The organism is Mesobacillus subterraneus (genome assembly GCF_000934845.1).
Taxonomy (GTDB): Bacteria; Bacillota; Bacilli; order Bacillales; family Cytobacillaceae; genus Mesobacillus; species Mesobacillus stamsii.
This window is the reverse complement of record NZ_JXIQ01000020.1, coordinates 20,471-47,277: the sequence shown is the minus strand read 5'-3', so window position 1 is coordinate 47,277 and position 26,807 is coordinate 20,471. Positions and strand designations below refer to the sequence as shown.

Genomic DNA, 26,807 nt, shown 5'->3' with positions numbered 1-26,807 from the left:
AATTTTTACTCCTCAAAGCTGTGTATCATCTAATCGAAACAAAAAAGAAAAACCCCGCAAGCTGCGAAGGTCAAAATGGTTTTGCGTTATTATTTTGATTTTCCTGAACCACTACAACAGGTGCATGTTTCTGAACCGCCAAGAAGCAATTGAAAATAGCCTTTTCCAGAACAGTAAGGACAATCCTTTTGATCAGAGGCTTGCATCTTCATCAAAAATCCCTCCTAATAATTTTTTAAACTTTCAGATAATATATCAGAAACTCTTTCTATTTGCAAAGTGATGAAAAAGTCTGAAAACCATATATGAAAGCGAATACATCCTATTATTTCTTTGATTTCCTACCGTTCTCGTTAAATTTCAGAAAATTATAAAAATGTTACAAACTAGTGAAAATTGCTAAACCTGTCCGAAGTTGACTCTAGTTCGGACTACTTTTCCCTTTTTCCCGCTAAACCTGTCCGAACTTGGCCCTAGTTCGGACTACTTGTCCGCTTTTTCCACTAAACCTGTCCGAAGTTAACACTGATGCATGCCATTAGCTGTGCTTTTCTTAATAGAAAGCATTTACTGGTCTTGGCCAAAAGAAAAACAGGCCCACCGCTAGAGCCTGTTTTAGTACATCGATTAAAGTATATTGAATTTCCCTTTTTTAAGCACCATTGATGGTCCGCCAATCATATAAAGCGCACGGTTGTCGATCATTTTTTTCATGAAGGATGCTTTTGTACCAACCATTTTCTTGCCAAACGCTACCCCGATCGCGTCATCCTCACCAAGCGAGCAAACTGTTCCTTTAATGTCTGGAGTGAATGTTTCAAGTTCTGACTTGCCACGGACTAATGCAGCAAGATTTCTCGCACACACTTCACCCTGCTGCATCGCAATTTGGGCAGTCGGAGGATATGGGCGGTTGATTTCTTCGTTGATGATCAACGAACAGTCACCGACAATGAATACATCTTCAGAACCAGGGAGACGAAGATCTGGCTGCACTTTCACACGGCCGCGCATAGCTTCGATTCCTGATTTTTCGATAACAGAGTTTCCTCGGACACCTGCTGCCCAAACAACTGTGGAAGCTTTGATTTCTTCTACATCATCTTCGCCTTTAGCAACAATGATGCCTTCTGGGGTCGCTTCTTTAATTGCTGTACCGATGCGGAATTCCACCCCTTTTTTCTCAAGAGTAGCAACCGCATAGTCCACTAGCTCGGGGTCAAATCCAGGCAGAACCATCGGAGCAGCTTCCACACATATCATTTTGACTTTATGGTAATCTACATCATATTCTCGGCAAAGCTCCGGAACACGATTTGCCAGTTCACCAAGAAACTCGATTCCAGTAAAGCCCGCACCGCCTACCACAATCGTTAAGCGCTCATCCTTCTTTTCGACTTCTGTATTGTATGTTGCAAATTGATATTCAATATGCTCCCGAATTTGTCTAGCTGAGTTGACATTGACGATCGAGAAAGCATACTCTTTCAAACCTTTGATACCGAAAGTTTCAGATTCAGCACCAAGGGCGATGACAAGGTAATCATATTCAATGTCCCCGTTCTCAAGGATGACCCGCTTTTCGTCCATCTTTATTTCTTCAACAGATCCCTGGATGAACTCCACCTTATGCCGATCAATTACATCACGAACATCATAGCGGACTCTGTCATGATGCAAGGTACCAGCAGATGCCTCATGGAGCCATGTAGTTTCATAATGGTAATCATTTTTGTTGATAAGGACTATGTCCGCCTCGTTTACTCCAACAGTTTTTTGTAAACGGGTTGCTGTCATTAATCCCCCGTATCCTGCTCCTAAAATTACGATCTTTGGCTTTCTCAAAGTGATCACTTCCACCTTTTTAAAATATTTTTGGTTTCCTTTTTCTTGGTAGCCATTATTCCTGTATGAGTTTGTGATATTTTTCACTAAAACGTTCAAAAAAATGTCCTGAAAATGTCACAAAATCTTAACATTCTTGCTTATCATCCATCTTATTCTTTTTACGGCGCATTTTCAAGCAATTAATATAACTTGGAAATATTCAGAAAATAACTAGTTTTCAATAACTATCTTTTTGAAAAAGAGATTCTCCTACGAATTATAGTGTGTACATCCATTCCATAGTTTATGATTTGCAGTTTATTTTTTCGATTTATGGTATTATAAAACTTGGAGCAATTTTACTACATAGTGAGGGGGATATGGAGTGAAAGAAGATCAAAAAGTTTATGACATCACGATTATCGGCGGGGGTCCTGCTGGTCTGTTCACTGCTTTCTACGGCGGGATGAGACAAGCATCCGTTAAGATTATCGAAAGTCTGCCACAATTAGGCGGGCAATTATCAGCACTTTATCCTGAAAAGTATATATATGATGTAGCCGGTTTTCCAAAAATCCGCGCACAGGAGCTGGTCCATAATCTTAAGGAGCAAATGAAGAAGTTCGAACCAACTACGGCTCTGGAGCAATCTGTTGAAAAGCTGGAAAAGCTGGAGGACGGAAATATTAAGTTGACTACTGATAAGGAAGTCCACTACACAAAAACAGTCATCATCACTGCTGGAAACGGCGCATTCCAGCCGCGCAGACTGGAACTTGAAAGTGCTGCCCAATATGAAGGAAAGAACCTATATTATTTCATCGAAGACTTGCACCAGTTCGCTGGCCAAAAGGTCGCTGTTCTCGGCGGTGGAGACTCTGCTGTTGACTGGGCATTAATGCTCGAACCAATTGCCGAGCAGGTAACCATCGTTCACAGACGTGATAAGTTCCGCGCTCATGAGCACAGTGTTGAAAACCTCGAAAATTCAAAAGTTGATATCAAAACACCTTATATCCCAGCTGAACTGATCGGTGATGGCGAAAGAATCAGCCAGCTTGTCCTTAAAGACGCAAACAGCGATGAATTAGTTACTGTTGACGTGGACTCGGTCATCTGCAACTTCGGATTCGTTTCATCTCTTGGACCAATTAAGGAATGGGGCCTTGACATCGAAAAGAATGCCATCGCCGTCAACTCGAAAATGGAGACGAATATCCCTGGCGTTTATGCTGCCGGCGATATTTGCATCTACGAAGGCAAAGTCAAGCTGATCGCAACAGGATTTGGCGAAGCACCTACAGCCGTCAACAACGCAAAATCCTATATGGATCCAAAAGCGAAGACACAGCCACTACACAGTTCGTCCATGTTTAAATAGCAATGAAAAAAACACAAAGGACATATTGTTCTTTGTGTTTTTAACTTTAAAGAAGAAATTTAGCATTCTTCAGGTGTTCCTTCACGAATGGCTGTTTTGAAGCTTGAGCCGCAACCGCATGAAGCAATCGCATTCGGGTTGTCAATCGTGAATCCGCCGCCCATTAAAGACTGCTTATAGCTGATTTTCGTGCCGTTCAGAACTGGAGCACTTTCCTTATCGACTAGGATTTTTATGCCATACTGTTCGAGCTGGTTGTCACCATCTTCTACTTCATGCGCGAAACCCATTCCGTAAGACAGGCCGCTGCAGCCGCCACCTTTTACGGAAACCCGCAGGAAAGCGTCTTCGGTCTCATTTTGTTTCATCATATCTTTAATCTGCAATGCAGCTTCTTCTGTAATGATTACGATATTTTCCATTTGATGAAAACCTCCACTTGCGCTTTTCTTATAGTATATACAGCATTTTTCCAATCCTCAACCAATTGAGCCGAAAAAGAATAATCTTTAACAATTTTTCCGCCAGCAGCTAAATAAATTGGTATAATAGTCTTAACCATTCTTAAAAAACGATAGGAAATTTGGCAGGTGACAACGATGGCTCAGCTAGAACCTCTCTATGATAAAAAATACACTTGTGCCATGTGTGAAAGTTCTTTTACGACCAAGAAAGTACGCTCCCGTTTCGTGAAGATCCTCCGCTTTGATTCTGACTTTGCTCCTCAGTATGCCGATGGTTTTCAAGATCCTAATTTTTATTATATCAATGTATGCCCTGAGTGCGGCTATTCTTTTACCGATGAGTTCAGCACTTATTTTGCGCCAGGCACAAAGCAGATCATCCAGGAGCAAATCTGCCATCAGTGGGCTCCTCATCACTATGGCGGGGAGCGGACCGTCCAGGAAGCAATGAATACATTCAAGTTAGCAGCCTATAGTTCTTCACTAAAGAAAGAAAAACATATTGTTTCCGCCGGCTTGTACATAAGGCTTGCCTGGCTGTACCGCTCTACTGAAAACATCGAACAGGAAAACCGTTTTTTAAAACTTGCCTTGAAGGAATATACCGAGTCTTACAGCACAGGAGATTATAAAGGCACTCAAGTTTCCGAGCTGCGCCTGATGTATTTAATTGGCGAGCTTTCACGAAGAATTGGGCTCACTCAGGACGCGGTCCGCTTTTTCTCAAGGGTCATCGAAAAACAAAGACAGTCTGTCGAGCCACAAATCATTCAGCTTGCAAAAGATCGCTGGCAGGAAATGCGGGAATCAACTGCTAATTCAGGAAACTGATTGTTTCCATAACCCAAATAGAAAGCTGGCGAGGGATCTCCATGCCAGCTTTTTTCCTATTAAAACATTGGATTTTCATCCAAGTATTTATAAACATTTTCAATCAGTTCTTCTGTAGTGTCCCCAGCTACCGGATCTCCGTTTACAAGTGCAAACATGGACATAGCGCATTTTCCACAGTATCCAAGGCATCCATATTCTATCACGTCAAGATCGGGATCCCGTTCAAGCTCTGCCCTGGCTGGCTGAGAACCGCTCGCAAGATTGCTGATACAAAATTCAACAATCGGCTTAATCATTTGGTTCACCTCTCTACTAATTTTTAATCGTACCGTTTTTCATGAAGTTCGTCAATGTCTAAACTTGTTGTTATTTCGTCACAATTTCGTTATACTTTTTATGGATTAAAGGAATAAAAAAAGGATATAAATTTTCATCGTTATTCTTCCATTACTATTGAGCTTATAAACTATACATGATGAGTGAAAAAAGGGGAAATTCACATGAGAAATCTCATTATTCTTGGCGGCGGCTATGGTGGCATGCGCGTCCTGCAAAAATTGCTGCCAAATGAGCTGCCGAAAGATGTATCCATTACATTGATTGACCGCGTTCCTTACCACTGCTTAAAAACAGAATATTATGCACTGGCTGCAGGCACGATTTCCGATCAGCATATCCGCGTTTCTTTCCCTGAACACCCCCGCCTTCAGGTTCAATATGCTGAAGTGACCGCCATCAATCTTGAGGAAAATAAGGTTGAACTGCAAGACAATGACGCAGTGGCATATGATGACTTGATTATCGGCCTTGGCTGTGAAGACAAATATCACAATGTCCCCGGTGCCGACACTTTCACATGCAGCATCCAAACGATTGAAAAAGCACGTGCTACTTATCAGGCACTAAACAATTTGCCAACCGGATCGAGTGTGGCCATCGTTGGTGCCGGCCTGAGCGGTGTCGAGCTTGCCAGTGAATTAGCTGAAAGTCGCAAAGACTTAAAAATCATGCTTTTTGATCGTGGAAATTATATTTTATCAGCATTTTCCGAGCGTCTCAGTACGTATGTGGAAAATTGGTTTGATAATCACAATGTCGAAATCATCAACAATGCCAATATTACCGAAGTGCAGGAAAACGTCCTTTATAATCACGATGAACCGATTGTCTGTGATGCGATTGTTTGGACTGCCGGTATTCAAGCAAACCGCCTTGTCCGCGAAATGAATGTCGAAAAAGATGAGATGGGACGCGCCGCGGTTACTCCACAGCATAATTTGCCGGGCTATGATAATGTCTATGTAGTCGGAGATTGCGCCAGCCTGCCCCACGCACCAAGCGCACAGCTTGCAGAAGGTCAAGCAGAGCAAATTGTCCAAGTGCTGCAAAAACGTTGGAAAAACGAAGAACCTCCTGAGTCATTTCCGCCGATCAAGCTGAAAGGTGTGATCGGTTCACTCGGAAAAAAGCACGGCTTTGGCCTTGTCTCCGACCGCCCGATTACCGGTCGAGCCGCACGCCTGCTAAAGTCAGGTATTTTATGGATGTATAAATATCATAACGGTTGATAGTGAAACCCGGGGAATCCCGGGTTTTTTTGCAGGACCAAGCTTTATTTGCAACTGGTCTAATACGTAAAATAGAAAAAGCACTCCAAATCGGAATGCTTTAAGCTGGGATGTACCCATATTTCTCTAATTCAGCATAAATATTCTTCAATTTCGGGTTCCCTTCGCCAACGATTTTGCCTTCGATCAGGACAACGGGATAAAACATGTTTTCTTCGATAACTTTTTCAGCGAATTCCTTTTTATCGCCCGCTGATGGTGGATTATGAATATCGACATACGTGATTTTGAAGGGTTGATCTTTGTATTTACGGCTGATCGCTGCTTCGAGCCATTCGGATGTTTCTTTTGAGGATGGCAGGTTGATACAGCTTGAACATAAGACTTCTGCGCCGTATATAACAATTTCTACTTCTTTGCACTCCATTTTCAATTACCCCCTACTATTTTCTTTTATTTTACTATACCGATGAGAGGGTTGCCTAAGGATAACGCTGGTATTCTAAGGTTTTTATTCAATTGAATAGATTTTTCCGGCCGTTGAGATTATAATAAGTATTATGAAAGGAGTCGATTTACATGACTGAACAGCAAATGTTTGAGCAAGTACAGGAAGTATTAGATAAATTGCGTCCATTCCTTCTTCGCGATGGAGGAGACTGCGAACTAGTGGATGTGGATGATGGCATTGTAAAACTTCGCCTGCTGGGTGCATGCGGAAGCTGCCCAAGCTCCACCATCACGCTTAAGGCTGGAATCGAACGCGCCCTTTTAGAGGAAGTACCAGGTGTTCTTGAGGTTGAACAGGTATTTTAATTGAACGAATCATAAAGCGGTTTTGCCTTATAAGGCAAAACCGCTTTTTTTCATGCTCGTTCTGCACCCTGTCCAGTCGATGGTCAAGTTCATAATTTCCATTCCGTTTATACACTGTTTCATTTTTTCCGCGACTTGATCCCCGTTACCTGGTTCCGTTAGACACAATATGGACGGGCCAGCACCGCTCAGTGCAACACCGAACGCACCTGATTGAATTGCTTTTTCCCGTACATCATCAAAAAATGGCACAAGTTCCTTTCGGTATGGCTGATGGAACAAGTCGGCAGCCATCATCTTGCCTGCAAGCTTCCAATTTTGTACCATCAAGGATGCAAGCAGCTGATTGGCAACGGCACTTGCCTGGACACTTCGCGAAAATTTCACGTCTTGCGGTAAAACATCCCGTGAAATTTCGGTCAATAATTCCTCCTGGGGGACAACAAGAATTGGATCAAACTGAATCTGGTCAAGTACCGTTAAATCGACTTCCGTTCCTATTTGGCTGCCCACGACTACACCGCCAAAAAGGCTGGCCCCGGCATTATCCGGATGGCCTTCAAATTCGGTAACAATCGCTAATTTTTCTCGTTCGGACAATTGTAATCCGCAAAATTCATTGGCTAGCTCCACTCCGGCAACAATCGCCGCCGCACTGGAACCAAGCCCTCTTGCCAGCGGAATCTCACTTTTGACAGTCATTCGGAGCGGCGGCATTTTCTGCTTGTACAAGGAAGCGGTTTGAAGCGCCACTTGGCAGATATAATTCTTTTCATCCCGCGGAAAGTCCATTAAGGAAGGAGACAGCAATTCTACCTCCCACTGATCGCTTCGAAAAGCTTCCAGTTCCAGATAAAGATTCAATGCGACGGCAAGGGAATCAAATCCAGGGCCAAGATTCGCAGAGCTAGCCGGAACTTTTACTACAAAAACCTGTCTTGGCATCATGCGATCAGCTTGCGATTCGCCGACTTCGTTCATTGTCTGACCACTCCCCTGATATGTTCGCTGACGATCCTCTCGTCATTTGGGAGCAGCACCGGTGAGATCGTGCTGATATCGATGGCAGTGGAAGGATCCTTCAGGCCATTTCCGGTCAGTACAGCAACAATTCGAGAACCGCGAGGAATTCCTCCCTGTTTCAGAAGCTTATGAATGCCAGCCAAAGAGGCACATGACCCTGGCTCAGCAAATATCCCTTCTGTGGAGGCAAGTTTGCTATATGCTTGTAGTATTTCTTCATCAGTGACGAAATCGATTGTCCCCGCAGATTCATCCCGGGCAGCAACAGCCAGGTTCCAGCTTGCCGGGTTGCCAATTCGAATAGCAGTGGCGATTGTTTCCGGCTGTTCAATCGGTTTTCCTTGCACAATTGCTGCCGCACCTTCTGCCTCAAAGCCAAACATCCTCGGCAAACCGGTCTGCTTAATGGCATCATACTCTTTGAATCCCTTCCAGTAAGCGCTGATATTCCCTGCATTCCCGACTGGAATTGCCAAGATTTCAGGTGCTCCGCCCAGCTGGTCACAGATTTCAAAGGCGGCAGTTTTTTGGCCTTCCAGCCGGTATGGATTAACCGAATTGACGAGCGTGACTGGTTCGTTTTCGCTGATAAATCGGACCATTTTTAACGCCTCATCAAAATTGCCTTCGATCGAAACGATGCTTGCTCCATACATTACCGCCTGAGCAAGTTTCCCCATCGCGATTTTTCCATCAGGAATCACGACGATGCACCGCATACCTGCTCTCGCCGCATAGGCAGCCGCCGAGGCAGATGTATTGCCTGTAGAAGCACAGATGACCGTATCACTGCCCTCTTCCTTCGCTTTTGCGACTGCCATCACCATGCCCCGGTCCTTAAATGAACCCGTCGGATTGACTCCCTCTACTTTTACATGCAAATCAATGCCCCATTCCTCTGACAAATGGTCTAGCCGGATCAGCGGAGTGTTCCCTTCATTCAGGGTTAGCATCGGGGTATGGTCATTAACTGGCAGGTATTCACGATATTCCCTCAATAATCCTTGCCACCTCATCGATTGACACTCCCTTCCACTCTGTAGGAACTTTTGATTTCCTTCACGACCCTGAGGTCACGCAGCTCCATTAGAATGGTTTGATAGTCTTTAAGTGAAGCTCGATGTGTAACCACGACAATTTCCGCAAGTCCTTGTTCCTTCAAAGGCATTTGAAGAATCTTTTCAAAGCTGACTTGATGTTTAGCGAACAGCGAGGTGACTTCCGAAAAGACACCAACTTCATCAAGGACATGCAGACGGAGGAAATGCTTCGAACTCATTTCTCCATCATCCATTAGCTGTTTTTCGTATTGCGGAGTGACCATAGAATGGCCATTCACTCCGAGGCGCATGTTCTTGATGACCCCAACAAGATCTGACACAACGGCTGTTGCCGTTGGCAGACTGCCTGCCCCTGGTCCATAGAACATCGTCTCTCCGACTGCCTCGCCGTACACATATACCGCGTTGTACTCATTATTGACAGAAGCTAGCGGGTGGGAGGACGGCAACAGCGATGGCTCCACACATATTTCGACTTTGTCGCCTTCACGGACAGCGATCCCAAGCAATTTCATCGTATAGCCAAGCTGTCTCGCATACTGCAGATCTTCCTCTGTGACTTCAGTGATTCCTTTCACTTTTACATCATCGAGGTCAATTTTCATGGAAAATCCAAGTGTTCCCAAAATCGCCATTTTTCTTGCAGCATCAAGCCCTTCCACGTCAGCTGCCGGATTCGCCTCTGCATATCCTAGTTCCTGGGCTTCCTTCAACACGCTATCATACGGAAGTCCCTCCAGGCTCATTTTTGTTAAAATATAATTTGTAGTTCCATTCACAATTCCCATCATTTTTGTGATTCTGTCAGACGCTAACCCATCCACGAGGCTGCGCAAGATTGGGATGCCTCCTGCGACACTCGCTTCATAGAATAAATCGCAGCCATTTTCACTTGCTGCTGTCAAAAGCTCCGAGCCATGGACAGCCATTAAATCCTTATTTGCAGTCACGACATTTTTTTTATTTCTCAGTGCCTGCAGCATATATTCACGGGTATTTTCGATTCCGCCCATTACTTCAATCACCACTTCAATTTCCGGATTTTCGATGATATCCGCTGGGTCCATCGTTAAGAGAGAAGGATCAACCTTTACCGACCTTTCCTTTTCTATATCCTGAACGAGGATTTTCTTTACTTTCACCGGACAACCAATCTGGTGCATTAATTTATCCTGGTGGTTTTCAATGATTCTTACTACCCCCGACCCTACTGTTCCTAATCCAAGAAGTCCTACCGAGATTGCCTGCATTTTCCCTTCCCTCTCTCTTTGTGTTTTTTAAAAACACATTTGTTTTTATATAGTAGACATTATATCGACGACTCAGTGCTTTTACAAGAGATAATTGGAAAGAAATATTTCATGAAACCGCTTAACATCAAGCTGTTCTAAGGGTAAAAAAAATCCTCCCCTTGATGTTAGAAGGAGGATTCCACCTTATTGAAGCACCGCATTATTGACAATAGACTTCGGGCTGTCTCCGGTGAGAACAGCTTTGACGTTCGTGCAGCAAAGCTTAATCATCGCGGTCCTTGTGTCCGTACTTGCGGAGCCAATATGTGGGATCGCGGTTACATTTGGCAATTCAAGCAGCGGATGATTCGTTGGAATCGGTTCTTTTTCAAAGACATCCAGTCCTGCAGCGGCAATTTCTTTTTTTTGGAGCGCATGATATAATGCCTGCTCGTCCACAACCGGCCCGCGGCCAGCATTGATGAAAATCGCGCTTTTTTTCATTTTCGCAAAAACATCTGCGGTAAAAAGGTGTCTCGTTTCATCAGTCAACGGAGCCAGGGACACAACATAATCAGCGGTAGATACTAGATCCTCGAATGAACGATAGACCGCACCTGTCTCTTTTTCCGCTTCCGGTTTGCGGGAACGGTTATGGTAAAGAATTTCCATCCCAAATCCTTTGGCGCGGCGGGCAACAGCCTCCCCAATTTTCCCCATCCCAACAATCCCAATCGTCTTCCCATAAACATCATGCCCGGCAAGCAAGTATGGGCTCCAGCCTTCCCACTTGCCTGCCTTGATATAATCAGCGGCTTCGACAATGCGCCTTGCCGTAGCCATCAATAAAGCAAAGGTTAAATCAGCGGTTGTCTCGGTCAGCACATCCGGCGTATTGGTGACAATGATTCCGCGCTCGGTAGCTGCTTTGAGATCGATATTGTCAAAACCAACAGCAAGGTTCGCAATAACTTTCAGGTTTTCACCCGCAGACAGCAGCTCCTCGTCTACTTTATCAGACAGCATTGTGATGATCCCACTGGCTTTTTTTGCTTCCGCGAGCAATACTTCCCTTTGTGCGGGGAAATCTTCCTGCTCCCACATTTTCACGTCAAATTTCTCCGTAAGCTCAAGAATGGTTTCTTCAGGAAGTTTCCTAGTGATAAAAATATACGGCTTCATGTCTAGCTCCTTTGTAAGCGTTTAATATAATAGAATAATAATTATTCTATCACATTTTCGCTAAAGTCTCGACTACCGTAATAACCAATCCACCGGCGGAAGCTTTCCAATTTTCACCGGGGCATCGCCAATCTGGTAAAAGTGACTCAAAAACCTTTCATAATCACCACTCTGGTCCAAGTACTTCCGCAAGCGATCCTCTTGCTGGCGCTTTGTCTGTTCAGATGGGATACTATAGTAATTTTCAACAGCTTCATAGTAATGAAGCGGAAACAGAAGCCGAGCGTACAGCAGCCTCCATGAAAACGGCGTTAATACCGTCAGGCTCTGATATTCGTTAAGGAAGTTCTTTATTTCAGGCTGACTCGTCTGGATGTTGGCAAAATAGCGCTCCCTGACCCACTCAGCCAAATCGCGGCTTCGATGGTCAAACACCCACTCAAACGGATTTTTGATAAAATAAGGCCCTCTCCAGACTGTATTGGTGAAGCGCTCGTGGCAGACAGTACCGTGGTCGGCATTCGTCGGCTTATCGTCGATCTCCGTATCAGCCAAGTATTGAATCGCATTTTCTGTTAATCCCATATAATAGGGAAAAGATTCCATGAACATACGCTCAAAATCGTTCTCGGGCTCCGTATAAAGCTTGCTGCTCCATACCTTCTCCATCTGGTCTAAGCGCATTTCCCACAGCTGTTTCCACTGTCCGACCCTGTTCAAGCTTTCCACCTTGAAAGGAATTAGTCGGCCTCTTGCATGAAATCTTGCCAGCTTCCTGCCTGTGCGCATTTTTTCCGGTATCGGTGCGGCACGATTTTCCAGCACACAGTATTTCTTTCCCTCCCATTCGCAAATTTGCCGTCCTTCTTTGTCTGTCAGCAGTTTCGATACATGGCGGTCGCCAGCTTTTTGCATATGGTCTGCGATCCTTGAAAGCTCGCTTATTTCTTGCTCTTTTGCGCCATTAGCGTCCATAATCAAATATAGTCCTTCCTTCTGTTTATACCCATTGTATCTTCCAAGCGATACTTCTGAGTCAGGAGAAATTCCATATATTTCTTTTAGCATCTTTTGTAACATCAAATAGCACCTCTTTCCAAGCCATTCTTTTACAAATATATGTACCAGACTGCAAAACAATGAAATGAATAACTGGCTTCCATCTGGAAATGATTTAAAAGAGGAATTCTTTCACTAAAATGGATTAAGCGGAATAATTTAGGTTAAACAGGAGGAAGAAAGCTGCGATTAAACACAGAAAGGTGATACAGATGATAGAAAAGAAAAGTGCCATCCAAATGACAGAGGAAACTGCCCGAAAGTGGCTTCAGGAACGCGGGGTTGAAATAGAAGATATAGCTAAGCTTGTGTACTTTTTGCAGGAGAAATACCACCCAAACCTACAGATGGAGGATTGCATCCTTAACGTCGAACGAGTATTGTCGAAACGCGAGGTCCAGAATGCCATCTTGACAGGAATCCAGCTTGATATCCTTGCTGAGCAGAAGTTACTTAGCGAACCGCTGCAATCCATTATTGAAACAGATGAGAGCTTGTATGGCGTAGATGAAATCCTCGCTTTTTCCATCGTCAACATCTATGGGTCGATCGGATTCACAAACTACGGGTTCATTGATAAAGCAAAGCCAGGAATCCTTGGGTTCCTTAATGATAAAGAAGCTTCAGGCAAATGCCATACATTTCTCGATGATATCGTCGGTGCTGTCGCTGCAGCTGCATCAAGCCGCCTCGCTCACAGAGCGGCCAATGTAGAGGAATAAGAAAAGCTCAGGGCGCCTAGAACGCCACGTCCTGTGGCTGGCGATGTTTCGTGTTTTTTTACTATACCAACTGCTATCAGGGTATCTTTCATGCGGAAGATACCCTTATGCGAGCATTTCCACCTACATAAGGGTACCGTTCATCCGGAGAGATACCCTTATGTGAGCATTCCCTCCTCCATAAGGGTACCGTTCATGCGGAAAGATACCCTTATGCGAACATTCCCTCCTGTATACATTGGGTCTTTGAACATTTTTCGTAATTTGCGTATGTATGAATAAAAACGGGAATAAATATAAGGGTATGTGTTGACCGATCAAGTAAAAAGCGTGAATTGGCGAACACGAAATTTCAGTCCTCGTGGTGAAGCCCCAGAAGAAATCGTTCAGGCGTGTTTGGATATCATACATACATTCTTATAGCAAAAAGGGCAACCTGAGAGGATGCTCCTTTTTACTTACACTTTAGCCCTAAATTTTTGGACCAATTTAAAAATCAGAAACTTTGCTGAAAATTTTACTTTTCCTATACTTCCCAATCGTCCAGTGAATCGATGGTATAGGTTGGCATTTCCTCGTAGCCCTTTAGCATTTCCTTTGTTGTGACCCCTGTGTGCACAAGCAGGGTATCCATCCCGGCCCTTATGCCTGCAAGGATGTCGGTATCATAATAGTCCCCGACCATTAATGTTTCTTCTTTTGCCGTTCCGAGAACCTTCAACGCTTGTTCCATAATAACCGATTCCGGTTTGCCAATATAGATTGGGTCTGTTTGCGTGGAGAGGGCGATGACTGCTGTCAAAGAACCATTCCCAGGGAGGAGGCCGCGCTCTGTCGGAATGGCGATATCTCCGTTCGTCGAAATAAAGCTTGCCCCGTTCCTTACCGCGAGACAGCCTACCGCTAGCTTCTCATAAGTTATGCCCCGGTCGATTCCAGATACAACAAAATCCGCATTCTCTCCGGCAAACTTCAAGCCTTTTTCTTTAATCGCAATTTGAATTCCCTCTTCGCCAATTACATAAACAGTTGCATCTGGTTTTTTTTCATAAATGAAATTGGCCGTCGCCTGGCTTGTCGTAAAGACCTGCTCCTCAGTTGCAGGGATATCAAAGCCGCGCAACTTTTCCGCTACCTGGGCCGGGGTACGCGATGAATTATTTGTAACGAATAAATAAGGAATTTCCGCTGCAATCAGCCTTTTAATAAAATCCGAAGCCGCCTCGATTCGTTCTGAACCCTTGTACATGGTGCCATCCAAATCAATCAAATAGCCTTTATATTTTGTCATGATGATCACTCCTATGAATAATATTCCCTCGCTGAATGTAAATGAATACTTCCATTTTAGGAAAACAGAACTGGCGTATAGGAAAAGCCCTGCAAACAAAAAGAGGCCGATTGGTGAACTGCTGTTCAGTTCAGCTGATCAGACTCTTTTTCCTAGCTTTATTTTTTAAAAGCGGACACCGGGCCCAGTTCATTGGTTAAATATTCCCTGACCTTTTTCGAATACAGTTTGAGTTGCGGAAGTTCTGATTGGAAAGTTTGGATCAGGCTGGCATGATCTACGGCAGTGTATTGCTGAACTAGCATCTTTCTGAATAAAACCATTTTTTTTAAGCCTGCACTTATCTCCAGCGTCACGACTTTTTCATCATCGAGGATATCGATAATGTCTTCGTAGCTGCCGGGATCCCGCATAATGAAGCCATCAATCATCGCGTTGCCCACGTCAAGAATGGCTTCCACCATCGTATGCGCCACACGTTCCAGCGCCGCTTTTTCCATTGGCGTTTCCCAAGATTTATTGCCTTCAAAAAATTCAATTTGCCCATCCAAAAATTCTAAAGTTTGTTCTATTTGATCCCTGTCGACAAAGTACATCCTTCTCACCTCTTAAAAGATGCTAGACGGTTTGCAACAATCCAGGGCGGGCGTAAAAATAGCCTTGCGCCAGCTCGACCTTGTTCCGCTTTAGGACTGATGCTTCATGCTCCGTTTCAATTCCTTCGGCAATGACAATAGAGCCTGCTTCCCTTGCAATAAGCAAAAGTCCTTTCAGCATCGACTCCTTCACCGAGTTCGTATCGATGTTCTGAATGACGGATCGATCGATCTTGATAACATCTGGCATGATTTCACAGATGGTATTCAGGCTGGCATATCCCGCTCCGGTATCATCCACCGCAATTTTAATACCCATTCCTCTTAACACCTTTATATTATAGATAAAATTGTCGATTCCCTCAATCGAATCCCGTTCGGTAATTTCCAGCGTGATTTGATTTGGTTTGATACTTTCATAGGATTTCATCATTGCTTTCAAGTCACGCACGAACCGGAAATTGCCAAGCGTGATCGGCGTAAAATTAATGAAAACATCATTCGAGCAGCCTGTTAACGTAATTTGCTCAAGAGTTTTCTTTAGGACAATCATCTCTAGCTCATACAGCATATTCGTCTGTCTCGCAACTGAAAAAAGCTGAAGGGGACTTTCAAGTGCCGTGCCTTCTGGACCGCGAGTCAGCATTTCCCATGCGCGAACTTCTTTTGTGGCAACGTCAATGATCGGCTGCGCAAGAATTTTAATGTTTTGTTGGGAAACAATTTTGTTGATCTCATACACCATTTCGTTGAATTCCGTCTGAATCCGTTTTTCCGCCATCGCAAATGCCTGCTGGTGGGCCTTCAAAACTGCTTCATGGACGGACTCCACTGATTTATCAATAAAAATAAATCCCGTGTCAAAGATAGGCTGAACAGTAGGATACTCCAGAAAAATCCTACTTTCCACTTCCCTGAGAATTTTCTTCATTTTCGTTTCAATCTCTGAAACACAATGTTTGTTTCGGTCAATACGTAAAAAAAGACTGAGGCTGTCACTGTAGTAATCGTGAAAAACAATCATGTCTTTTTTTTCCACTTCCCATTCAATGACCGCTTTGAAATGACGCTTCAAAGCCTTATGGTGCTTCCTTGTCTCCTCACCAAGCTGAGCCGCCAGCTCGCGGTGATTTTTGATCGTATAGGCAATGACTGCTACCTCATATCCACTGTTTAAGGCCCTCTTTACCCCGGCTACAACAGGATCTCTCAAGACGAACTGAGGCGGATAATAACAAAGCGATGAATGAGGCAGAATAATCTTCCCCCAACCAAGCAGGTTGTCCAAAATGCTAGTAACACGGCGGGCCATAGGTTTCAATCCTCTCAGATGATGACTAGAACGTTTTCTTTATTGTACCATATTTCGCTAAAATAGACCTTTTTTACTAGATAGTAATTTCGAATTAATTATACACATAGTATGATGGAAATTTCGGCAAAGCTAAAAGGTTTTCTGGTAAGATTGATGAGGAGTGAGCGTGCAGTGGAAATTGGGAAGAGAGACTAATGGAATGAGAATCCCAACTCGTTTTTCAAACCGCAAGCTTCAAATTCCATCTTAGGGGGTTCACAATGACAGAACGATTTTTTTTATACGATGAAACAGAAGCTACAAAAACACGCTACATCAGCTTTGTAGGTGAGAACCAGCGTTTTGATCTCGCCATCTTGCAGACTGGCAGATACTTTGGCAAGAGCATCGTGATGGATATCCAGGGCAGCAAATTCGCCATTCTTGGCCTCGATGATCTGGATGAAGAAGGCTACCTCGAATATGCCTACAACTTAACAGAAGAAGATGCGGAAGAACTTCGCTCCTTTCTGCGCCCCATCCTTTAATTTGGAAACAAACTGCTTGTTAGATTTGACTTTTTTTAGAAATACTAACGAAAAGAAAAACAAGCAAAGGAAGGTGAGACTGATGAGCAAGGAAGACAGCGAAAAATACTCTGATTTTTCAAATGCGGAGAAGCAAAGAAACTATATAACGGCCGAAGACTTTCCAGAAGGGCCATACGGATCGCCGTTTCGAAAAAACGAACTCATTCAGGGCAAAAGCACACCATGGCATGAGGGGCAACGATCCTACAGTAATTTCAATTACGAGTTCAAGTCTCTTCATCAGGGAACTCCCCGAAAAGAAGCAGGTGCCCATCCAACCCATGATGACCCGACTGAAAGTGAACAGCCGCCATATAGCGATCTCTAAGAAAACAAATGCTCCAACACATCATTGGAGCATTCCTTGTTTTCTTAATCTGTTTGACGAGGCTTTGCTACCTTCTTGGCGACAAAATAGGCACAGCCAAAATTGCAGTATTCATATAAATATTCACTTATCGTACTGATTTTCGTATCAAATGTTGATTTCTGGTTCTGGTCATCGAAAAAACCTCGTAAGCGAAGCTGCCCGTAACCCCAGTCACCAACTATATAGTCATATTTCGTCAGTATCTCGCTGTATCTGGCGCGAAAGGCTTCTTCGTTAAAGCCATTCCGTTCTTCATCCACTATTTCATAGCATAGGTTATTGATGCAAATCATTGGTTGGTCCACCTCTTTTTCCGTAACGATCTCCTGAGCTTTTCTTAATTATAACTTATTCCCCATCAATTACTAAGCAAAAAAAATAATTTTGGAGCCATTCTAATCTATAGGGGGTGTTTTTAATGAAAAAAGCATTAATGGCTGTTGGGATTTGTGGTACGGTTGTTTTGACTGGCTGCGGGGCTGGGAATGATAATGCCTCACCATCTGGCGGAAACGATGGCGGGGCAGGTATTTACCAGCGAAGCGGTACGACACTGAATGTAAACGATAACCGGCCAGAATTATATAATGAAAAGGAACGCAAGGGATTGCGGAACAGAAGTGAAGATTTCGGATATGTGCGCCATCAGAAAACAGGTGTGATGGGTGCGAATGAAGCGCAGACTGCACCATACCAAGCGATCGATCGCGAACAAATTGCAGACATGATCAGCAGATTCAGCTTGATGGCACAGAATGTGGATGATGTGTCTACTCTTGTGACAGATGAGGAAGTGCTGATTGTCTATGCAACTGATTCTCAAAATCGAAACGAGACTGCAGATCAAGTGAAACGGATGGCAATGTCAGTCGTTCCGCGCTGGTTCCATGTGTACGTTTCGGACGATACTAGCCTACGAAAAGAAGTCGAGAACTTTGCGACATTGGATACGGACAGCCGAAATGTGGACAATCTGGTTGATGGTGTAATCAAACAGATGCTTAAGTCTCCACAAGGTCGGCCTATGACCACTGGGGAGAATGCCAATGGCGAAGCAACAGGTGAACTAAACGAAGCAACCGACAAAGACGAATTATCAACACAAACAAAAAATGGGAAATAAGAAAAAGAGTTCAGCATGATCGATGCTGAACTCTTTTTCTTATGCTTGCTTCGCTTCTTGTTCTGCGAGCTGTTGTCTATGTTTTGCAGCAGAGTTGACCTGCTCGTCTGCATGGTAGGAGGACCGGACAAGCGGGCCGGCTTCACAATGGCTAAAACCTTTTGCAAGTGCGATTTCTTTCAACTCAGCAAATTCATCTGGATGATAGTACTTTTGCACCTCTAAATGTTTTTTGGAAGGCTGCAAATATTGGCCCAATGTAACGATCTCCACATTATTTGCACGCAAATCATCCATCGCTTCGATCAGTTCTTCCTTCGTTTCTCCTAATCCGACCATAATGCTAGACTTCGTCGGAATGTCAGGCTGCATCTCTTTTGCTCTGCGCAAAAATTCCAGAGATCGTTCGTAAGTTGCACGTGCACGAATTCTTGGCGTCAGCCGCTTCACGGTTTCAATATTGTGGTTCAAAATATCTGGACGAGCATCCATCAGCATCTTCAGATTTTCTGCGACTCCTCCCATATCAGAAGGCAAGACTTCGATTGAAGTTAATGGATTTTTTCTGCGAATTGCCCTTACCGTCTCAGCAAAAACCGCTGCTCCTCCATCCTTCAGATCATCGCGGGCTACCGCTGTGACGACGACATGCTTAAGGTTCATAAGCACAACGGAATCAGCAACTCTTTCGGGCTCCTGCCAGTCAAGTTCCGTAGGTAATCCTGTTTTCACGGCACAAAAACGGCATGCGCGCGTACATACATCTCCAAGGATCATGAAGGTTGCAGTCCGTCTCACAGCCCAGCATTCATGGATGTTCGGGCATTTTGCTTCTTCACAAACAGTATGTAGATTTTTTTCGCGCATCATCGTTTTCAAGCCCGTATAGTTTTCGTTCGTATTTAACTTTATTTTCAGCCATTCAGGCTTTCTCTGTACCTCTTTTTTGCTCATTATTTTCACTCCATTCCCGCTGCACTCATCAAGTACACCATGAAAAATCAGGGCCAGCATACAGCTTCTGATGTCACTTTAACATAATGAAAATCGATCGACAAGTACGATATTCTGCGATTACCATTATTTGATATTTATGAAAATCCCTCACCATCGCAAACTACATTATGAAAAGGAATGAATCATGAAGGGAGGATTACAGTGAAATCTCTTAAAGCAGTTATCGGTTTTCTATTTCTATCCCTTGTCCTTACGGTGGATCTCGCGTCTGCAGCAGAGCAGGAACAGGAACAGGATATTTATAAAAAAAGAATGGATCTATACACCCAAGTGGAAGCTGTTACGCAAATCCCCTGGTATTATCTTGCTGCTGTCGATCAATACGAGCGGAATGTGCGTCAGGCACGAAAGGATTTGCCGAAAGCGGAGGGAATTGCCGGAATTTACTTTAAGCCGGAAGAATGGGCTGGACTTCTGAATCCAAACCCGGAAGATGAAAACCCAGTGTCGATCCAATTTTTTAATGGAATTGGTTTCGATGGAAATGGGGACGGAAAAGCAAGCCGGAAGGACGATGAAGATGTAGTGCATGCTTTCGCCCAATATCTCTTAAAGTATGGCACAGACCATGAGAATATAAAAATCGGCCTCTGGAGCTACTATAAACGTGACAAGACTGTCGGGATCATCATCGGAAAAGCGATGATCTATAAACACTTTGGACGTTTAGATCTTGATACCCATGTCTTCCCTCTCCCTCTTAGGAGCATTCACAGCTATAACAACACCTGGGGTGATGCCCGTGGCTGGGGGGGCAGAAGGATCCATGAAGGAACAGATATTTTTGCTGGTTATGGTGTTCCCGTTCGGGCCACAGGCTACGGGATCGTCGAAATGAAGGGCTGGAATAAATACGGCGGATGGCGTGTCGGCATACGCGATATTAATAATACCTACCATTATTATGCCCACTTGAGCGGCTTTGCTAAGGATCTTAAGGCAGGGCAAATCGTTGAACCTGGTACAATAATTGGCGGTGTTGGGAGCTCAGGTTATGGTCCTCCTGGAACAAGCGGAAAATTCCCGCCCCACCTTCATTATGGAATGTACAAGGACAATGGCTATACTGAATGGTCGTTTGATCCATACCCTCATTTGAAAATATGGGCCAGAAAAGAACGAGCAAGATTAAAAAATTAAGAAAACCGGGCAAACTGCGCCCGGTCCTTTTTATTTTGCTTCTCTTCCCTTTTTAACCGCTACGGCCACGCTTGCAATTAGGCCGCCCCAAATAATGATCATTCCGATTAGCATCATTGCGATCGCACTTGCTGACATGATGATGAAACCCCCTTCTTTTTAGGAAATGGTAATATCCTTGTCCCACTTGATTGCAGCAAGGACAATCCCAATTATTATTGCAGCAACAGCTACTCCCCAACCACTGTAAAGGAGGAAGCTAGTTGGATAGCCTTCATAATTTTCCTTGATGTTTGTCACAAGGTTCTGTACCATCATATAGCCCAAGACAACAGGGGTGATGATGCCAAGGCTGAATCTCCACCATGTACCAACGCTTACATCGGAAATTTCATTTGTGTGATTTTGCAGATTTTTCAATTCTTTCATTACCCATACAACCGCGATTACTTCAACTAGGCCTGCAAGAGCAACACCGAATTGGTTAATAAAATAATCCGCTGCATCAAGAAAGTACAAACCGCCCCTTGTTGCAATCAAGATGGAAAGCAATGCAGATAAACCGCCGCCAACTAGAACCGCTTTCGTTCTGCTGATATTGAATTTTTCTTGCACACCAGCAACATACGTTTCGACAATGGAAATCAAGGATGTTAACCCGGCAAGCACTAGGCAAGTAAAGAACGCAAACCCGAAGAACCCGTTAAAGGCCGGGAACTCACTGATAATGCGCGGGAAGACCACGAATGCCAGTCCCACACCTCCTGCTACTACTTCGCTTACCGGTACATTTGCCTGATTAGCCATGAAGCCGAGGGCGGCAAATACACCGATACCTGCTAATAATTCGAACCCTGAGTTAGCAAAACCCGTGATAAATGCACTATTCGTTAAATCTGTCTTCTCAGGCAAATAGCTAGAATAAGTTATCATAATAGCAAAACCAATTGATAAACTGAAGAAAATTTGACCATATGCAGCCACCCATACTTTTGGATCGGCAATGGTATCCCAATTCGGCTTGAAGAATGCATCCAGACCTTGTGCTGCGCCATCTAAAGTCAACGCCCTGATAACAATGATCAGGAAAAGCACGATTAGTGTAGGAATCATAATTTTGCTTGCAACTTCAATTCCTTTTTTCACACCTTTTAAAAGGACAAAGAACGTAACTCCCCAAACGAGAACCATAGGCCAAAAGACTCCTGGAACGATGCCGCCGATATCCCCTGGAGTTTCTGCAAGCTTTAGATAATTCCCAAAAAAGAAACCTTCTGGATCTTTTCCCCATTTCTCGCCAAATGAGAAAAATGCATATGAACCGGACCATGCAATTATTCCTGCATAATAGGTTGAGATCACAAACGAAACTGCAACCTGCCACCAGCCAAGCCATTCCCACTTTTTATTCATTCGAGCCAATGATAATGGGGATGAACCTCTATACTTATGGCCGATGGTAAACTCCATGATCAGCAGCGGGATACCTGCTGTCAGCAACGCAAACAAATACGGTATGAAGAATGCACCGCCTCCGTTTTCATAGGCTACTGCCGGGAACCTCCAAATATTTCCCAACCCAACTGCAGATCCGATTGCCGCTAAAATAAACCCCGCCCTTGTTCCCCACTGCGGACGATTTTCCATTTTGACTCCTCCTCGTTGCACTAACTAACTAGATGAATTAGAAAGTTTAATATTTTCAGATTTATTAATTTAGTCTAAAAGTAGTATAGCTAGTTTTCAACGACTTGTCAAAATATTATTGGATTCATAATAATTTTCTTTTCACAAATGCCTTATTTTCCTGGAAGCTGAATGGCTGGGGAAGCAACTCCACCGCCATTGTAAAACTGCGGAACTTTTCCAGGATAGTAAAAACTTCCAATTGGAATATCTTCCTGGACGGTTGCGATCTCCGTCGCAAAAGGAATAATGATTTGCACATTTGCCTTAACTCGCACGGAAACATTAATGAGGCTGTTGTTGATTCCATACTCTTCTGTATCCCAGACAACATCCGCTGTCACATCGCCGATTGCAGTGAACTTCACCGGAACCATTGGGCCCGTATTCCCGAGTAGTACATTTTTCGTAGCTTTCCCCAGTGGAATATAATAGACGATGCCCGCTTTCCTGTCTTCTTCATTTGGAACATTTTCTATATTAGAGCCCAAATCAAGCGAGCTAAGATTTCCTCTTTCCGCTTCTTTCAGGTTCATTTGTACTAAATTGGTGGTTTCTGCTTTTACCCGATTGATAATTTCGGTATTAAATTTTACGATTGTGGTTGTTCCGCCATCTATTGGCACAAACTCGAGTACTTTATCAATATCCATCCCACTGGCGATTTCTTTATTAATCGCATTATTGATGACCATCGTGGCAATTTTTCTCGTCTGTGATTCTGCATATCTCATCAATGTCGGTTCGAGCCCTTTATCTATGATCCAAAGTCCTGCCGCTGTGGAAAAAGAAAAAAAAACGAACGTAAGCAGGATGACGTACCTTAATGGCAAAGGGCCTTTGCGAGGCATCCGCCGACCGAATTTTGGCAAAACAAATCCCCCCTCTAAAGCTATATGTATGCTTCATAAGGGGGAACTTGCCTTAAAATCTAATAATTATTGGCGTATTCATATTGAATGATCGTGTCGCAGCTGACAATCATCAATGAGAGATTTGATTTTAAATCAAGGTGGTATGGCTGCTCTACTCTACAGCCACCTTCTTCAAGAATTCGGATAATCGGCCGCTCACTCAAACCGGCATTCTGTTCAGCAACTACTCCCACTCGGCCATCACTCAAGGTGACAGTCAAACCGGTTGGGTAGATTGCGACAGCTCTGCGAAAGGCGTCGACAATCTTTGGGTCAAACAGGCTTCCTACACCGGAATAAAGAATTTCCAAACCTTCATGCGGCAGCATCGCTGGCCGGTAAACCCGATTCGAGGTAACTGCATCAAATACATCCGCGACTCCGAGAATTTTTCCAAATAAATGGATTTCTTCCTCTTTCAGTCCTCGCGGGTAACCCCCGCCATTCAAACGTTCATGATGCTGATACGCACAATGAGCAACAATCAGCGAGATAGTGGGTATATTCCTGAGCATCTGGAAGCCGTCCTCTGCATGCTCCTTGATAATCTCGAATTCCTCTGCAGTCAATTTACCCGGCTTCGTTAAAATAGCTTCAGGAACCTTCATTTTGCCTACATCATGCAAAATCGCCCCAAGTCCGAGTTGCTCCAATTCTTTCGGAGACAGCTTCATTTCGATTCCAATTGCAAGGGAGTAAAGCGTGACGTTCAAACTATGCGAAAAGATATAATGATCATGCAAGAATACGTCCGAAAGAAGGTTCAATAACGCTTTGCTGCTATTTAATTCATCAAGTAAAGCAACAATTAGCATCTTAAATTTTTTAGCTGATTTTTCCAAAACGAAGGTGTGCGAGATCTTGGAATCCATTTGAACTTGTTTGAAGGTTTCACCGATCGTCATGATCGCATTGATCCGCAATTCCTCTGATATCGAGTTCTTAAAAACAATATCATCCGTATCCGGATCCATAATATAGATATAATTAATCCCAAACTCTTCAAGGCGCTTCAGCATTTTCCGCTCTAGCCTTACCCCTACATTCAGCAGGGTCTGGCCCTTGTCATTATAAATGGCTTTTCCAAGTAAAGCCCCTTCTGCTACCGATGTGGTGGCTACAAGTCTCATGTTCATTCCCACTTTATCTGTTTGTTGGCGGCTATAGTGCCTGATCGTAAAATAAAGAAATATTTACATAATACGACAATATTTTCTTATATTCTACCACAATTCCAAATCATTGGTTCATTTGTTTTCTATATCGGCTTAAACGCCTACTTTTTTTACTGCTTCAGGATGATTTCACAAAGAGTACACGAAAAAAGAATTCCCCTATCCGAGTTAGCAGCAAAAGCTGGCTTCGCAAAATCCTATTTAAAATCCTTGGAACGGAATTTCAAACGAATCTGTCAAAATAACGGGGTTTTCTCGACAACTTTCTGCTCGTAACCCCCAAACCTGTCAAAATAACGGGGTTTTCTCGACAACTTTCTGCTCGTAACCTGGGCAGCTGTTTAAATAACGTCGGATTCTTGCGCAGCACCAATGCTTAGGCAAGCCATTGGCCAGAAACTCCTCGACCCTCTTTTCGACTTCGCCTCTTGCCAATAAAAAAAGACAACTAATAAGGCTGTCTTTTTTCCGTGCTATAACCGCAGAAGCGGGTTAGTTCATTAGCAGCAATGCTTTCTTGCCGATCATTCCTTTTGCAGCGCCGAGATTCTCCGCCTCGTTTGTTACAGACTCGAGTGGTGCTTCAAGCAATTCTTCAATCGTCTTAACGCCAACAGCCCTGCCTGCAATGATTTTCCTGCTCTTGAGCTTTTCATTGAGAAGCGCGACATCAAGAGCTCCGCACATTATATAGCCTTTGTCGCCGGTTACGACTAACAGGTTTGTTTTCGGCAATTTTACAGATATGGATAAAAATGTTTTGCCTTCGATTTCAATGGGTGACAAATCGATCATGACCAAAACTCCTCCCTTCCATCCCAATAACACTCTATGAGGGTGGCAGGAAAAGCGTGACGTTTCTCAAATAGTAATCTTCCTATTTGTTAGCTTCCACTCTAGCAGATGGCGGAGGAACTCGGGTAGCCAATATTGCTTTTCCTCAGCACGCTGGATTTCCGGAAAAAACCGGCCGAATGTAAACATATCGGGAATCGCTAGCAAGTATTGCTTTTTCGCAGCAATTAGCTCCCCGTTGATGAACACTTGCGGGACATTGCCTTTTTGACGAAATTCAATCCCAGCGTATTCCATCACCCCCATCACAGTGCCGCGAAACCCAAATCCTTTTATCTGCATATGCGGCCATGTTTCATCTCTCGTCTGAAGGAGGATTTCTTTCAATTCCGCACCTGACATGGTGATCGTACAAGGATTGATCGGGTGCGGACAGATTTCGAGAAGGTCGAACCTGGTAACTTCCCCCTGCTTCAGCCCCTTGAGAATCATGCCAGCATTCATGAACGCGCAGTCCGCATTGCACCACTCCTTTAAAGCTTGAACGAGCAGACTTGCCAGTTCGTTATGCTGCATAGGGTCTGCTGCTAACTCAACAGGGAGGATTGTCACCTGTTCACTCATCAATTCCTTCCCTTCCTTGTAAAAGGCTGCAGCCTTTTCTTTTTCGCGATCACTCAAGCCTTCTTCCATCATTTCATACAAAACAGCTGTTTTCTCCAAAATCTGCTTCGTATCAACGTCCAGTTTGACAGTTACATGACCGGCAAAATAACCAAATCTGCCGGCTCCCGCAAGCAAACTGGAGCCTACCTCCTTGCCTTGATGCAAAATATGATGGGTGTGTCCGCCAAGAATGATGTCGATTTCCGGGAACAGAGAGGCAATTCTTTCATCATCATGAATCCCTAGATGGGATAATAGAATGATGATATCACTTTCTCCCTTAATCTCCTCAACGCAGTTCTTGACTTCCTCCATCGGATCGGTCAGCTTCCATCCGAGCTGCTCATAGAATCGCCCGAAATGGACCGTGACACCAATCACTCCAATCCTTGTACCTTTCTTGCTTATGTAAACTTGATATGGTTTTGCCCAAGCTGGACGGCTGCCATCCTGTTTGTACAAATTTGCGACCAGCATCTCAAATTCTTTTTCCTGATACATCGAATCCAAATCCTCGAATGGGAGAGTAATCCCCTCATTGTTCCCAATGGTTCCGGCGTCATAGCCTGCTTCATTCAGCAGTCGGCAATTTGCCTTCCCCCGAGTGGCATCTGATAAAGGGTGCCAGCGGTCCATATGATCGCCAATATCAAACACAAAAACCTCGTCGCCTTCTTCCACATGCCAGCGCCGTCGCTCAGTTACAAGCTTATGAATCCTCGGCCAGTGCTCCAAATGGCTATGCAAATCATTCGTATGGTATATATGGATTATTTCTTCCATTTAATCTTGCCCTCATATAAACTTTCATGGTCTCCCCAGCCCGTTAAGCCAACAATCATCAGCTGTGCACCTCCATTTTATCTTCATAATAGCATACTGAAGCGCAAAATAAGAACTAAGACATGCTCCAACCTCATTTTCAGAGATCGGTATTGCCCTTATTCCATTTGAATATATGCTTTTACGGTAAAAAAATCC

Annotated in this window: 30 protein-coding genes; 9 read left to right on the top strand and 21 right to left on the bottom strand. The window is 44.0% G+C overall.

All coding sequences use genetic code 11. The annotated features are described in order from the left end of the window. Nucleotides 1–89: 89 nt before the first annotated feature. Together UB32_RS19960 and UB32_RS03810 are read right to left on the bottom strand one after the other, a co-directional pair. The gene (locus UB32_RS19960; protein ID WP_157841608.1) at nt 90–212 is read right to left on the bottom strand and encodes a YuiA family protein; all 123 of its coding nucleotides are present in this window, start codon (nt 210–212) and stop codon (nt 90–92) included. Between the two features lie 415 nt (nt 213–627). Next, nucleotides 628–1,845 carry an NAD(P)/FAD-dependent oxidoreductase gene (locus UB32_RS03810; protein ID WP_044391334.1) on the bottom strand — a complete coding sequence of 406 codons (1,218 nt, stop codon included), beginning with the start codon at nt 1,843–1,845 and terminating at the stop codon, nt 628–630. A 367-nt stretch (nt 1,846–2,212) separates the two neighbouring features. Here UB32_RS03810 and UB32_RS03805 point away from each other — a divergent pair, with 367 nt between their 5' ends. Next, nucleotides 2,213–3,208, top strand: coding sequence for an NAD(P)/FAD-dependent oxidoreductase (locus tag UB32_RS03805; protein ID WP_044391327.1), 996 nt, complete (start codon nt 2,213–2,215; stop codon nt 3,206–3,208). 59 nt (nt 3,209–3,267) lie between these two features. Here the strand turns inward: UB32_RS03805 and UB32_RS03800 are convergent, their stop codons facing one another. Further along, nucleotides 3,268–3,630, bottom strand: a complete 363-nt coding sequence (locus UB32_RS03800) for a HesB/IscA family protein (RefSeq protein ID WP_044391326.1) — start codon at nt 3,628–3,630, stop codon at nt 3,268–3,270. 177 nt (nt 3,631–3,807) lie between these two features. On the opposite strand from UB32_RS03800, the gene UB32_RS03795 reads away from it, so the two are divergent. Continuing rightward, nucleotides 3,808–4,503 (top strand): DUF2225 domain-containing protein, encoded by a 696-nt coding sequence (locus UB32_RS03795; RefSeq protein WP_044391324.1) that lies wholly within the window; start codon nt 3,808–3,810, stop codon nt 4,501–4,503. A gap of 59 nt (nt 4,504–4,562) precedes the next feature. Here UB32_RS03795 and UB32_RS03790 read toward each other — a convergent pair whose 3' ends face one another. Continuing rightward, nucleotides 4,563–4,802 carry a YuzB family protein gene (locus tag UB32_RS03790; protein ID WP_044391322.1) on the bottom strand — a complete coding sequence of 80 codons (240 nt, stop codon included), beginning with the start codon at nt 4,800–4,802 and terminating at the stop codon, nt 4,563–4,565. Nucleotides 4,803–5,006: 204 nt separating this feature from the next. Here UB32_RS03790 and UB32_RS03785 point away from each other — a divergent pair, with 204 nt between their 5' ends. Then, a complete protein-coding gene (locus UB32_RS03785; RefSeq protein ID WP_044391321.1) occupies nt 5,007–6,074 on the top strand; it encodes an NAD(P)/FAD-dependent oxidoreductase in 1,068 nt (355 codons plus the stop codon). 100 nt (nt 6,075–6,174) lie between these two features. Here UB32_RS03785 and UB32_RS03780 read toward each other — a convergent pair whose 3' ends face one another. After that, nucleotides 6,175–6,501, bottom strand: a complete 327-nt coding sequence (locus UB32_RS03780; RefSeq protein WP_044391320.1) for a YuzD family protein — start codon at nt 6,499–6,501, stop codon at nt 6,175–6,177. 152 nt (nt 6,502–6,653) lie between these two features. Here UB32_RS03780 and UB32_RS03775 point away from each other — a divergent pair, with 152 nt between their 5' ends. Next, the gene (locus tag UB32_RS03775; protein WP_044391318.1) at nt 6,654–6,890 is read left to right on the top strand and encodes a NifU family protein; all 237 of its coding nucleotides are present in this window, start codon (nt 6,654–6,656) and stop codon (nt 6,888–6,890) included. 27 nt (nt 6,891–6,917) lie between these two features. On the opposite strand, the gene thrB is transcribed toward UB32_RS03775, so the two are convergent. From thrB to yutH, 5 genes are all read right to left on the bottom strand, one after another. Further along, nucleotides 6,918–7,871, bottom strand: a complete 954-nt coding sequence (gene thrB, locus UB32_RS03770; protein WP_241768415.1) for a homoserine kinase — start codon at nt 7,869–7,871, stop codon at nt 6,918–6,920. After that, nucleotides 7,868–8,929 (bottom strand): threonine synthase, encoded by a 1,062-nt coding sequence (gene thrC, locus UB32_RS03765; RefSeq protein ID WP_044391316.1) that lies wholly within the window; start codon nt 8,927–8,929, stop codon nt 7,868–7,870. Before thrC ends, thrB begins: the two co-directional genes overlap by 4 nt. Further along, a complete protein-coding gene (locus tag UB32_RS03760) occupies nt 8,926–10,224 on the bottom strand; it encodes a homoserine dehydrogenase (RefSeq protein ID WP_044391314.1) in 1,299 nt (432 codons plus the stop codon). Before UB32_RS03760 ends, thrC begins: the two co-directional genes overlap by 4 nt. A 186-nt stretch (nt 10,225–10,410) precedes the next feature. Further along, nucleotides 10,411–11,388, bottom strand: coding sequence for a 2-hydroxyacid dehydrogenase (locus tag UB32_RS03755; protein WP_044391313.1), 978 nt, complete (start codon nt 11,386–11,388; stop codon nt 10,411–10,413). A 72-nt stretch (nt 11,389–11,460) separates the two neighbouring features. Further along, entirely contained in the window at nt 11,461–12,468 is a 1,008-nt protein-coding gene (gene yutH, locus UB32_RS03750; protein WP_044391312.1) for a spore coat putative kinase YutH, read from the bottom strand. Nucleotides 12,469–12,659: 191 nt separating this feature from the next. On the opposite strand from yutH, the gene UB32_RS03745 reads away from it, so the two are divergent. Continuing rightward, the gene (locus UB32_RS03745; RefSeq protein WP_044391311.1) at nt 12,660–13,169 is read left to right on the top strand and encodes a phosphatidylglycerophosphatase A family protein; all 510 of its coding nucleotides are present in this window, start codon (nt 12,660–12,662) and stop codon (nt 13,167–13,169) included. Nucleotides 13,170–13,695: 526 nt separating this feature from the next. Here the strand turns inward: UB32_RS03745 and UB32_RS03740 are convergent. The 3 genes from UB32_RS03740 to UB32_RS03730 form a co-directional block, all read right to left on the bottom strand. Continuing rightward, nucleotides 13,696–14,460 carry a TIGR01457 family HAD-type hydrolase gene (locus UB32_RS03740; RefSeq protein ID WP_044391310.1) on the bottom strand — a complete coding sequence of 255 codons (765 nt, stop codon included), beginning with the start codon at nt 14,458–14,460 and terminating at the stop codon, nt 13,696–13,698. 158 nt (nt 14,461–14,618) lie between these two features. Further along, nucleotides 14,619–15,056, bottom strand: a complete 438-nt coding sequence (locus UB32_RS03735) for a DUF86 domain-containing protein (RefSeq protein ID WP_044391309.1) — start codon at nt 15,054–15,056, stop codon at nt 14,619–14,621. Nucleotides 15,057–15,078: 22 nt separating this feature from the next. Continuing rightward, nucleotides 15,079–16,368: an EAL domain-containing protein gene (locus UB32_RS03730; RefSeq protein WP_044391308.1), complete on the bottom strand. Its 1,290-nt coding sequence runs from the start codon at nt 16,366–16,368 to the stop codon at nt 15,079–15,081. 263 nt (nt 16,369–16,631) lie between these two features. Here UB32_RS03730 and UB32_RS03725 point away from each other — a divergent pair, with 263 nt between their 5' ends. Beyond that, the gene (locus UB32_RS03725; RefSeq protein WP_044391307.1) at nt 16,632–16,898 is read left to right on the top strand and encodes a DUF3055 domain-containing protein; all 267 of its coding nucleotides are present in this window, start codon (nt 16,632–16,634) and stop codon (nt 16,896–16,898) included. An 82-nt stretch (nt 16,899–16,980) separates the two neighbouring features. Next, complete coding sequence (locus UB32_RS03720; RefSeq protein ID WP_044391306.1) at nt 16,981–17,268, top strand: hypothetical protein; 288 nt, start codon at nt 16,981–16,983, stop codon at nt 17,266–17,268. Between the two features lie 44 nt (nt 17,269–17,312). On the opposite strand, the gene UB32_RS03715 is transcribed toward UB32_RS03720, so the two are convergent. Next, nucleotides 17,313–17,603, bottom strand: a complete 291-nt coding sequence (locus UB32_RS03715; protein WP_044391305.1) for a YutD family protein — start codon at nt 17,601–17,603, stop codon at nt 17,313–17,315. A gap of 125 nt (nt 17,604–17,728) precedes the next feature. Between UB32_RS03715 and UB32_RS03710 the strand changes: the two genes are divergently transcribed. Continuing rightward, the gene (locus UB32_RS03710) at nt 17,729–18,433 is read left to right on the top strand and encodes a YhcN/YlaJ family sporulation lipoprotein (RefSeq protein ID WP_044391303.1); all 705 of its coding nucleotides are present in this window, start codon (nt 17,729–17,731) and stop codon (nt 18,431–18,433) included. A 39-nt stretch (nt 18,434–18,472) separates the two neighbouring features. On the opposite strand, the gene lipA is transcribed toward UB32_RS03710, so the two are convergent. Then, nucleotides 18,473–19,387, bottom strand: coding sequence for a lipoyl synthase (gene lipA, locus UB32_RS03705; RefSeq protein WP_044391301.1), 915 nt, complete (start codon nt 19,385–19,387; stop codon nt 18,473–18,475). Nucleotides 19,388–19,645: 258 nt separating this feature from the next. Between lipA and UB32_RS03700 the strand changes: the two genes are divergently transcribed. After that, complete coding sequence (locus tag UB32_RS03700; RefSeq protein WP_241768416.1) at nt 19,646–20,590, top strand: M23 family metallopeptidase; 945 nt, start codon at nt 19,646–19,648, stop codon at nt 20,588–20,590. A gap of 30 nt (nt 20,591–20,620) precedes the next feature. Here the strand turns inward: UB32_RS03700 and UB32_RS19275 are convergent, their stop codons facing one another. From UB32_RS19275 to UB32_RS03675, 6 genes are all read right to left on the bottom strand, one after another. Next, entirely contained in the window at nt 20,621–20,728 is a 108-nt protein-coding gene (locus tag UB32_RS19275; protein WP_084221709.1) for a methionine/alanine import family NSS transporter small subunit, read from the bottom strand. A gap of 21 nt (nt 20,729–20,749) precedes the next feature. Beyond that, on the bottom strand, nt 20,750–22,237 hold the full coding sequence (locus UB32_RS03695) for a sodium-dependent transporter (RefSeq protein ID WP_044391298.1): 1,488 nt from the start codon (nt 22,235–22,237) through the stop codon (nt 20,750–20,752). 152 nt (nt 22,238–22,389) lie between these two features. Further along, nucleotides 22,390–23,148: a sporulation protein YunB gene (gene yunB / locus UB32_RS03690; RefSeq protein WP_044391296.1), complete on the bottom strand. Its 759-nt coding sequence runs from the start codon at nt 23,146–23,148 to the stop codon at nt 22,390–22,392. Nucleotides 23,149–23,207: 59 nt separating this feature from the next. Then, on the bottom strand, nt 23,208–24,320 hold the full coding sequence (locus UB32_RS03685) for an HD-GYP domain-containing protein (protein WP_044391294.1): 1,113 nt from the start codon (nt 24,318–24,320) through the stop codon (nt 23,208–23,210). Nucleotides 24,321–24,857: 537 nt separating this feature from the next. After that, nucleotides 24,858–25,160, bottom strand: a complete 303-nt coding sequence (locus UB32_RS03680; protein ID WP_044391291.1) for a YunC family protein — start codon at nt 25,158–25,160, stop codon at nt 24,858–24,860. A 66-nt stretch (nt 25,161–25,226) separates the two neighbouring features. Next, the gene (locus UB32_RS03675) at nt 25,227–26,609 is read right to left on the bottom strand and encodes a bifunctional metallophosphatase/5'-nucleotidase (protein WP_044391289.1); all 1,383 of its coding nucleotides are present in this window, start codon (nt 26,607–26,609) and stop codon (nt 25,227–25,229) included. Nucleotides 26,610–26,807: the final 198 nt, after the last annotated feature.